At 38.4% G+C, this 9,589-nt stretch carries 7 protein-coding genes; all 7 read left to right on the top strand.

The features are described 5' to 3' along the window. Window positions 1-189: 189 nt before the first annotated feature. The 7 genes from PTI45_RS15625 to gyrA all read left to right on the top strand — a co-directional run bounded on the left by PTI45_RS15625 (window position 190) and on the right by gyrA (window position 9,181). Window positions 190-930, top strand: a complete 741-nt coding sequence (locus PTI45_RS15625; protein ID WP_069328536.1) for a Crp/Fnr family transcriptional regulator — start codon at window positions 190-192, stop codon at window positions 928-930. 389 nt (window positions 931-1,319) lie between these two features. Continuing rightward, window positions 1,320-2,138: a GDSL-type esterase/lipase family protein gene (locus PTI45_RS15630; RefSeq protein WP_069328537.1), complete on the top strand. Its 819-nt coding sequence runs from the start codon at window positions 1,320-1,322 to the stop codon at window positions 2,136-2,138. Between the two features lie 73 nt (window positions 2,139-2,211). Beyond that, window positions 2,212-3,201, top strand: a complete 990-nt coding sequence (locus PTI45_RS15635; protein WP_069328541.1) for an ABC transporter ATP-binding protein — start codon at window positions 2,212-2,214, stop codon at window positions 3,199-3,201. Beyond that, complete coding sequence (locus PTI45_RS15640; RefSeq protein WP_069328538.1) at window positions 3,194-4,183, top strand: ABC transporter permease; 990 nt, start codon at window positions 3,194-3,196, stop codon at window positions 4,181-4,183. Before PTI45_RS15635 ends, PTI45_RS15640 begins: the two co-directional genes overlap by 8 nt. A gap of 366 nt (window positions 4,184-4,549) precedes the next feature. Then, a complete protein-coding gene (gene parE, locus PTI45_RS15645; protein WP_069328539.1) occupies window positions 4,550-6,535 on the top strand; it encodes a DNA topoisomerase IV subunit B in 1,986 nt (661 codons plus the stop codon). A 51-nt stretch (window positions 6,536-6,586) separates the two neighbouring features. Next, window positions 6,587-6,709, top strand: a complete 123-nt coding sequence (locus PTI45_RS24555) for a hypothetical protein (protein WP_273594302.1) — start codon at window positions 6,587-6,589, stop codon at window positions 6,707-6,709. Between the two features lie 9 nt (window positions 6,710-6,718). Then, window positions 6,719-9,181, top strand: a complete 2,463-nt coding sequence (gyrA, locus tag PTI45_RS15650; protein WP_069328540.1) for a DNA gyrase subunit A — start codon at window positions 6,719-6,721, stop codon at window positions 9,179-9,181. Window positions 9,182-9,589: the final 408 nt, after the last annotated feature.

Consider the following 9,589-nt stretch of genomic DNA (forward strand, 5'->3'; position numbering starts at 1 on the left):
TAGTTTATCTTCCATTTTATTTCCATAATGTTTAAACAATTCTATATAGTTTAAAATATTTTTTGAAAGCTCTTTGTACATACAAAGAGCTTTTATATTTCATTACAAATATTATCCACTTATATAATAATTAATCTAAATTTTGTATAATACTATTTAAGTCGAAAGGGTGAGGGAAGGTATGTTTTAATGTATCAACATGTTTTACAAACTACTTTTTTTGAAGGAATTAATATTCAAGATGAAGATTTTATTTTGTCACGTTTTCAAAAGAGATCATTATCTAAGAATCAAGTTCTATTCTATCAAGACGATATAGCAGATGAAATGTATATTATTAAAAGCGGAGCATTACAAATTTATCGTCAAGATGAAGATCGAATTATTGTGCTGGGTCATCAGTTTCCGGGACAAACTATTGGTGAATTAGAAGCTATACATCATGATAAAAAAAGGCTTGCTTCAGTATCTGCATTACAAAACACTACACTTTGGATGATTAAAATAAAAGCACTAGATGAAATTATTGAGCTGTATCCATCCATTTTGCGAAAAATGTTCTATGTTGTTAGTGATCGGTTGGCCCAAGCAGATCGTAAGATTGAATATCTTGCTTTTTTGGATGTACGTATTCGGATTGCTAACTTATTGCTTGATTTATATGCTAATTTTGGAAAGCAAGTGGAAGAAGGTGCGTTGATTAACTGGAAAGTTACACATCAGCATTTAGGAAATATGGTTGGAATCGGTAGAGAGTCAGCGACTAAAGCGTTAAACGATTTTCAAAAAGATGGTACGATTATATTAAAAAATAGACAGATTATCATTCTTGATTTTAAACCTTTATATGAAATTGCAGGTGGTACAGGTTCCACAGATGATCGTCGCTGGCATTCTCAGTATACATATCGTACACCAGAAGAATTTTAATAATAGTTGATTCGTTTAATTATTCTTATCATGGATCATAATAAAAAGCTTAACTGACATTTCTATAAAGTCAGTTAAGCTTTTCTTTTGTGAATAAGTAAGCTATATATCGAACTCAAGTCGTTTCAAAGTAGCTAATATGTTATAAAGCGGTCTTCCTATCTGCACCTAGATTGTTCAAAACAAGGATATAATTGAATTTGTAATTTGTTTATAGGTAAATGAATAAAAGAAAGAAGTTGCAGAAAAATAGAAGTGATAGTTTCTAACTGTTTGGAAGTTGTGCACGTACTGTATATAATAGATAGATAACCTATCTTAAAATGAACCGCGAGTCATCATACCAAGTGGCAGATGTTGTTCATATTTCTAACACAGGAGGCCAAATAATGAAATCATCCAAATCGTCAGTGCGTATCTGGCGAATCACAGGCATCACATCCATTGTAGCCACGATTGTATTGATTGGCGGCTTTATTTATGCCATTTCTGATGTATTAAACCCTGTAGGGAGCACGTATACATCCGACGCAACAGCAAGTGGAGCAAAACCAGCAACGACTGTTGCAACAGACGGATCTTTTCAAATCGCTGTTTTAGGAGATTCACTTGCTAAAGGTACAGGAGATGACGACGGTAGTGGATTTGCTCGTCGAACCGTAGACTTATTGCAAAAAAACGGCAAAGAAGCTAAATTAATCGCTAATTTAGGCATTAACGGTCAAAAAACAGCATCAGTACTTTCTTCATTAGAAGAGCCCGGTGTCCAACATGTATTGAAACAATCGAATATGATTTTTGTATCGATTGGTGCTAATGATTTATTTAATGCTGGAGAAGCCCTTGGTAATACACAACAAGCGCCAAGCAAACAACAATTGCTTGCCAATTTACCGAAAGCCAGCAAAACATTACAACAAATCTTAGAGCGAATCGCTCAAATTAATCCAGACGCTCATATTTTATACCTCGGACTGTATAACCCATTCTCTGATTTACCTGAAATACGTGTACCTGGTAATGAAGCTGTAACCGCATGGAATACTACTGCACTGAATATTATTAACAGTCAATCCAATATGTCGCTTATTCCTACGTTTGATTTATTTCAGCAAAATCTAAATAAATATTTATCTTCTGATCATTTCCATCCTAATGGTACAGGTTATGAACAAATTGCAGAACGTGTCGTCCAGAGTATCGAATAATGAGGTATACCCTGTATGGAAATGAGAGAGGAGCTAGATCATAATGGATTCTAAATTAACAACAACCCATCCCATGGTAACGGCTGATTCGCAGTCTGTATCATCTCAAGAAGAGATTGTATTATCTGTCCAGCATGTCAAAAAGAAAATCGGCAAAAAGTGGATTATCAAAGATGTCACTTTTGAAGTCAAAGCAGGTGAAATTTTTGGTTTTCTAGGACCGAACGGTGCAGGTAAAACAACAACGATTCGAATGCTTGTGAATCTGATTCGCCCCACAGAAGGAACGATCAATATTTGCGGTTACGATGTGACCAAGCAACCGGAGAAGGCTTTGGCTTATGTCGGTTCAATTGTTGAAAATCCTGAAATGTATCCTTACCTGACAGGATGGGAAAACTTAGAGCATTTTGCACGGATGCAGCCCGGTGTCGATGAGAAGCGGATTCAAGAAGTTACCGAGATTGTCCGTCTGGATGAGCGTATCCACGATAAAGTAAGCAAGTACTCACTAGGTATGCGTCAACGGCTTGGGATCGCTCAAGCGTTGTTAGGTCGCCCTAAATTGCTTATTTTAGATGAACCGACCAATGGACTTGATCCTAAAGGGATTCGAGATATGCGTATTTTTATCCGCGAACTGGCATCGCAAGGTATGGCTGTGTTTGTATCCAGTCATTTACTCAGTGAAATTCAATTGCTTTGTGATCGAGTGGCGATTGTGGGACGAGGAAGTGTTATTGCTGTAGGTGGAGTAACAGAGCTGGTAGAAGATACACAGCATCTCGTGATATGGGAATTAGAACCTCAAGCACAAGGAGAACAGATTCTTCAATCAATACCTTCTATTCAAGTGCTTGATCTGGAGAGTTCTAACTTGGATAACGATACAGCAGCATCACTTCGACCGCATTCTATTATCACCGCAACCCCTGAAGAATACATTTCGACAACGATTGCTACACTTGTGCAAGCAGGGATTCAGATTCATAATGTACGCAAACTTAGCCCGACATTGGAACAACTATTTCTGGGTGTGACAGAAGGTGAATTTATTGAATAGTATATGGCCATTGGTACAGAATGAAACGATAAAAATTATTAAGAAAAAAAGATTTTATGTCGTGCTATTGGTTTTATTAGTACTGGTACCGATGTTTACTTATGCGCAGATGCGTCAAGCCCAAGAAAATCGCACTAAGTTCGGTGAAGATTGGCGTGTTGAATTACAGCAAGCAATCACAGATAACCAGAACTCATTAGGTAGTGATCGTGTACCTGAAGAATGGAAAAAATACCGTCGTGTGTTTGTCCAACAGATGCAATATTATTTAGAAAATGATGTGAATCCGAATGAACCGGGTGGCGTTACATTTACTCGCGAATTTCTGGATAACTCCAGTAGCTTATTTATCCCACTGCTTATTATGACGATTGCTTCTGATCTGGTATCGGCGGAACGAACAGGCGGAACGATCAAAATGTTGCTTACAAGGCCGATTCGTAGGTGGAAAGTATTGTTAAGTAAACTCATTACGCTGACGATGTTTGTCTCGCTGATTGTCGTCTCAACCTTTATTATTTCCTACGTCATCTCAGGAGCAGCATTCGGATACAGTGGATTTAACATTCCTGTATTTACCGGATTCCAGCCGGGTGATACAGGAACCGATATGAGTAGTGTACATGCTATAGCCCAGTGGCAATTTATTTTGATGCAAATGGGATTGATCTGGTTTGTCGGTTTGACCGTCGGATTACTTGCCTTTATGGTATCTGTGTTAGTACGAAGTACCGCAGCCAGTATCGTTATTATGATGGCGGCATTGATTGCAGGTACCATTTTGACCAATATGGCGGCTTCGTGGAGCACAGCTAAATATTTATTTATGGTTAATTTGGGACTGACTAATTATTTATCAGGAAGCCCGGCACCGATTGAAGGCATGACATTACCATTCTCGCTTGGCGTATTGGCAGTATGGGCATTAGCGTCAGTTATTGTTTCGTTTGCTGTATTTACCAAAAGAGATGTGCTCAATTAAAAAGTATAGTATGATTGCCTGCTTATCTTATGAAGATCAGCAGGCAAGTTTATTTACAAAAGATCATTGTAGCTAATATAATGGGAAATCGTAGAATAATGTGACAAGTGGGTTTACGAAATGAAAAGATTAGATTACACTTAAAGAATAAAAGGAACATGTGTTTGCATTATACATTTATCCATCGAATAAATTACATTTTATGTAAATCAAAAGTGTCGACAAAATAAAAGCGTATGATATGATGGTTCGGGGTCAAGCGCGATTATTGATTTACCTATGGTATAATTTTCGACTAAGATTTATAATGCTAATCGTAGGTCAAACAGAACAAAGCAATATTTAGATTAAAGAGGGGGACCATGAATGGTCGAAAAGATCGATTCACTCACAAATTCATCCCGTGGTAATGTTAATCCGCCAGTTTCCGGGTATGATGCTGACGACATTCAGGTGCTTGAAGGGCTGGTTGCCGTACGGAAACGTCCGGGGATGTATATCGGTAGTACAAGTTCATCTGGGCTTCATCATCTCGTATGGGAGATTGTGGACAACGCAGTTGACGAGCATTTGGCAAAACATTGTTCAAAAATCGAGATTTCACTGAACAAAGATGGTTCGGTTACGGTTTTTGATAACGGACGTGGTATTCCGACAGGAATGCATAAAAGTGGAGTACCTACACCACAAGTTGTATTTACTATTTTGCATGCAGGTGGTAAATTCGGCGGTGGAGGATACAAAAAGTCCGGAGGTCTACACGGAGTTGGTGCTTCAGTAACGAATGCATTATCCGAGTGGCTAGAAGTAGAAATTTATCGTGATGGTGGTATTCACCGTCAACGTTTTGAATATTGGGTTGATAAAAAAGAAAAAGAGCATGTAGGTGAACCTGTAAGTGGTCTTGAAGTCATTGGCAAAACCAAAATTACAGGAACAAAAGTTACATTCAAACCAGATATTCGTGTGTTCCAACAAGGAATTGCATTGAATTACGATACACTTGCTGAGCGCCTGCAAGAAATTGCTTTTCTGAATTCAGGCTTAGAAATTTTACTTAAAGACGATCGTAATGATAAAGAAGATCGTTTTTATTATGAAGGCGGAGCTAGTCAATTCGTAGAGTTTTTGAATGAAGGCAAAGATGTTCTTCATGATGTGATTCATTTCAATGTCGAACGTGAAGATATCGAAGTCGAAGTAGCGATGCAGTACAATGCAGGGTATACTGAAACGCTTGCTTCATTTGTAAATTCCATCCCTACACGGGGCGGCGGTACACATGAGACAGGATTTAGAGCAGCATATACTCGTGTATTGAATGATTATGCTCGTAAAACAGCACTGATCAAAGAAAAAGATAAAAACCTCGAAGGTGGAGATTTACGAGAAGGCATGATGGCGGTTATAAGCGTCAAAATGTCAGATGTAGAGTTTGTCGGTCAGACCAAAGACCAATTGGGTAGTTCTTCCGCACGTGGAGCAGTAGATGCGGTAGTCGCTGAAAATATGCAACGCTTTCTCGAAGAAAACCCACAAGTCGCTCAAAAGCTGATCAAAAAAGCAGTTCAAGCTTCTCGTGCACGCGAAGCGGCTCGTAAAGCGCGTGATGATATGCGTACAGGACGTAAACGTAGCGAAAGTTCGAATCTGAACGGTAAGCTAAGTCCAGCGCAATCGAAAGATTTTTCCAAAAATGAACTGTTTATTGTCGAAGGAGATTCGGCAGGTGGTTCTGCGAAACAAGGACGAGATTCCAAGATTCAAGCTATTTTACCACTCAAAGGTAAACCGATGAATCCAGAGAAATCCAAACTTGCAGATGTAATGAAAAATGAAGAATATCGGGCGATTATTTCTGCTATTGGTGCAGGAGTAGGAACTGAATTTGCCATAGAAGATAGCAATTATTCCAAAATCATTATTATGACCGATGCGGATACCGATGGTGCACATATTCAAGTGTTGCTATTAACATTCTTCTATCGTTATATGAAGCAATTGATCGACAACGGTCGTATCTATATTGCTCAACCTCCGCTGTACAAGATTTCTCAACGTGCCGGCAAAAAATCGCAAGAACGTTATGTATGGACAGACGAAGAGTTGAATCAGTCGATGAAAGAGTTCGGCAAAAATGTAGATTTACAACGTTACAAAGGATTAGGTGAAATGAATCCAGATCAATTATGGGAAACAACGATGAATCCTGAAAGTCGTACATTACTTAAAGTACAGATCGAAGATGCTGCCAAAGCAGAACGTCGTGTATCTACATTAATGGGCGATAAAGTTGATCCTCGTAAACGTTGGATCGTCGAAAACGTAGACTTTACGGAATATGTTGAGTAAATAATTGTATCTGTAATATAGAAAAGTAATCTTGATGGATGATCAAACTAAATGAGCCGCTGCTTTAGTGCAGATGGAAGTGAGCATCATACCGTGCTTGGTTGGAATGGTATTCACTTCCCTCTGTACTCTGCGGCGGCTTCAAAATTATCCGGCGATAAGCTCGGAAGGTAAGGTGAACGGATGGCTATTGAAAATAACGATAAATTTTTACCAGCATTTCTAGAAGAAATCGTTGGAGACCGTTTTGGTCGCTACTCTAAATATATTATTCAAGACCGCGCGATTCCTGATGTTCGTGATGGATTGAAACCGGTACAACGTCGTATTTTGTATGCTATGTACGATTCAGGCAATACACCGGAAAAAGGATATCGCAAATCAGCTAAAACAGTCGGTGACGTGATGGGTAACTATCATCCTCATGGTGACTCATCGATCTATGATGGTATGGTACGAATGGCACAACCTTGGAAAATGAGTCATACGCTTGTCGATGGCCATGGTAACTGGGGATCGCCTGATGATGATCCAGCAGCAGCAATGCGTTATACCGAAGCTCGTTTATCTTCAATTGCGATGGAGATTTTACGTGATATTGATCGGAATACGGTTCAATTTAAAGACAACTTTGATAATACGACACAAGAACCTGTCGTTTTACCAGCTCGTTATCCTAATTTATTAGTCAATGGCGTAAGCGGAATTTCATCAGGTTTTGCAACAGAAATTCCTTCGCACAGCCTGCGTGAAGTGATCGAAGGTTGTATTGCATTGATGGAAAAACCTGAAATGGAATTGCCTGAACTGATGAACTATATCAAAGGCCCGGATTTCCCAACAGGTGGTACGATTATGGGTGGAGACGGGATTCGTGATGCCTATTCTACAGGCAAAGGGCGTATCTACATACGTTCTAAAACAGAAATTGAAACACTACGCGGCGGTAAACAGCAAATTGTGATTACCGAAATTCCTTATCAAGTGGTAAAAGTACGTCTTGTCACAGCGATGGAAAATATCCGTTTGGAGAAAAAAGTAGAAGGTATTGCTGAAGTACGTGATGAGAGCGGACGTGATGGACTACGGATCGTGATCGAGCTTAAAAAAGATGCAGATGCGCAAGGCATTCTAGCGTATTTGCTCAAAAAAACGGATCTACAAGTGACCTATAACTTCAATATGGTAGCTATCGTTAACAAAGCGCCTCAACAAATGGGAATAAAAAGTATTCTGGAAGCGTATATTGCGCATCAACGTGAAGTGGTTACCCGTCGTACACAACATGATCTGGATAAAGTAGAAGATCGTGCTCATGTACTTGAAGGTCTAGCTAAAGCACTCAATGTACTAGATGAAGTCATTGCAGCGATCAAAGCGTCTAAAAACCGCCAAGATGCACAAAACAATTTGCAATGGATGTTTGGCCTCACTGAACGCCAAGCCGATGCGATTCTAACCTTGCAATTGTACCGCATTACTAATTTAGAAATTAATCAAGTTGAAAAAGAACTAAACGATATTCAGAAAAAAATCACCAATTTCCGTGCTATTCTTGGCAGCGATAAAAAGCTAGTCGGATTGATCAAAAAAGAATTGATGGAAATTCATGATAAACATGGTATTAATCGCCGTTCTATTATTCAAGATGAAGTTGAAGAGTTGAAAGTTAATCTGGAAGTCATGATTAACTCGGAAGATGTGCTGGTGAGTCTTTCTAATGACGGTTACATTAAACGTACGAATATGATGTCTTTCAATCGCTCGGGCGGAGAACGTAGTGGATCAGGTGCCAAAGAAGATGATTATATTCGCGAAGTGATGAATGTAAATACACTAGATAATCTACTTGTCTTTACACAGCGGGGACAATACTTCTTATTGCCTGTTCACCAGATTCCTGATTTCAAATGGAAAGAAACAGGAAAAGCGATTGTTAATATTATCCCGATGACTCGTGAAGATCGAATTGTGGCGATGGTTCCTGTTCGTAATTTTGAAGAAGAACAAGCCGATCTAATCTTTGTGACCAAGCGAGGACAAGTGAAGCGAACAGAGATCAAAGAGTATGCGACCAAACGTTCAGGAGCAGTAGCCGCTTGTAAGCTTGGAGAAGGAGATGAAGTTATCTCTGTAACCCGTTCAGGTCAAGCTAGAGATTTGATGTTAATTACTAAAGAAGGTATGAGTATTCGCTTCCGGGCAGAAGAAGTCAATCCAATGGGTCGGGTTGCTACAGGTGTACGTGGAATTCAACTGGTTGGAGAAGATGAAGTCGCCGCAGTCCTATGGGTAGATGGAGAAGACGGACAATTGATGGTCATTACCGATCTTGGATATGCCAAACGTACTTCATTATTGCAATACCAGACTCAAAGCCGTGGTGGTAAAGGATTATCTACCTTTGAGTTCAAAGAAGGTAAACGATCCAAACCAAATGGTAATCGTATCATTGGTGCTTTTATCTGCGAAGAACATCGCTCATTTATGGCTATTTTACCTCCAAATCGTATGATCGGATTTAATAGCAAAGCCGCACTTCAAACCGATGAACGTAGACATATTGGTAAACAGATTGTTGAAATGGATAAGGCAGATACGATTATTGGTATATTAGAAGATTTATCTTCTAGTGGATCAGTCTGACTTTGAGTAAAAATAAAATAATGGTATAAAAAAACTTCTCTTTCTATCTACAGATAGTTAGAGAAGTTTTTACATAATAATCGGTTAACAACCGTATAGATCATAAAATATAGGATTACTTTAACCATAGAGTAGTAAGAACGATTTGTTTTTAATGCTGTTATTAAGTAAGGTTTGATATTTTGTTTTGAATATTAGATAGTTGGTTTTAAAGTCGCTCATTATACTTTTTTAGAATGAATAATCACCTTATTCTCACAAATTTAAGCTCTACAAAACGTACTTTATATTTATTTTATACTATTGATAATCTTTTAATCTTTTAATCTTTTAATCTTTTAATCTTTTAATCTTTTAATCTTTTATATTTTGTTATATTTGTTAGTATATAAACGCAAAGTACCTTAA

Origin of the sequence: Paenibacillus nuruki, from assembly GCF_001721045.1 — a bacterium.
In the GTDB taxonomy this organism is placed as follows: domain Bacteria; phylum Bacillota; class Bacilli; order Paenibacillales; family Paenibacillaceae; genus Saccharibacillus; species Saccharibacillus nuruki.

Bases quoted from the DNA above. Each gene is read 5' to 3' on its own strand.
- PTI45_RS15625 (WP_069328536.1), top strand. From the start codon at position 190: ATGTATCAACATGTTTTACAAACTACTTTTTTTGAAGGAATTAATATT.
- PTI45_RS15630 (WP_069328537.1), top strand. From the start codon at position 1,320: ATGAAATCATCCAAATCGTCAGTGCGTATCTGGCGAATCACAGGCATC.
- PTI45_RS15635 (WP_069328541.1), top strand. From the start codon at position 2,212: ATGGTAACGGCTGATTCGCAGTCTGTATCATCTCAAGAAGAGATTGTA.
- parE (WP_069328539.1), top strand. From the start codon at position 4,550: ATGGTCGAAAAGATCGATTCACTCACAAATTCATCCCGTGGTAATGTT.
- PTI45_RS24555 (WP_273594302.1), top strand. From the start codon at position 6,587: ATGAGCCGCTGCTTTAGTGCAGATGGAAGTGAGCATCATACCGTGCTT.
- gyrA (WP_069328540.1), top strand. From the start codon at position 6,719: ATGGCTATTGAAAATAACGATAAATTTTTACCAGCATTTCTAGAAGAA.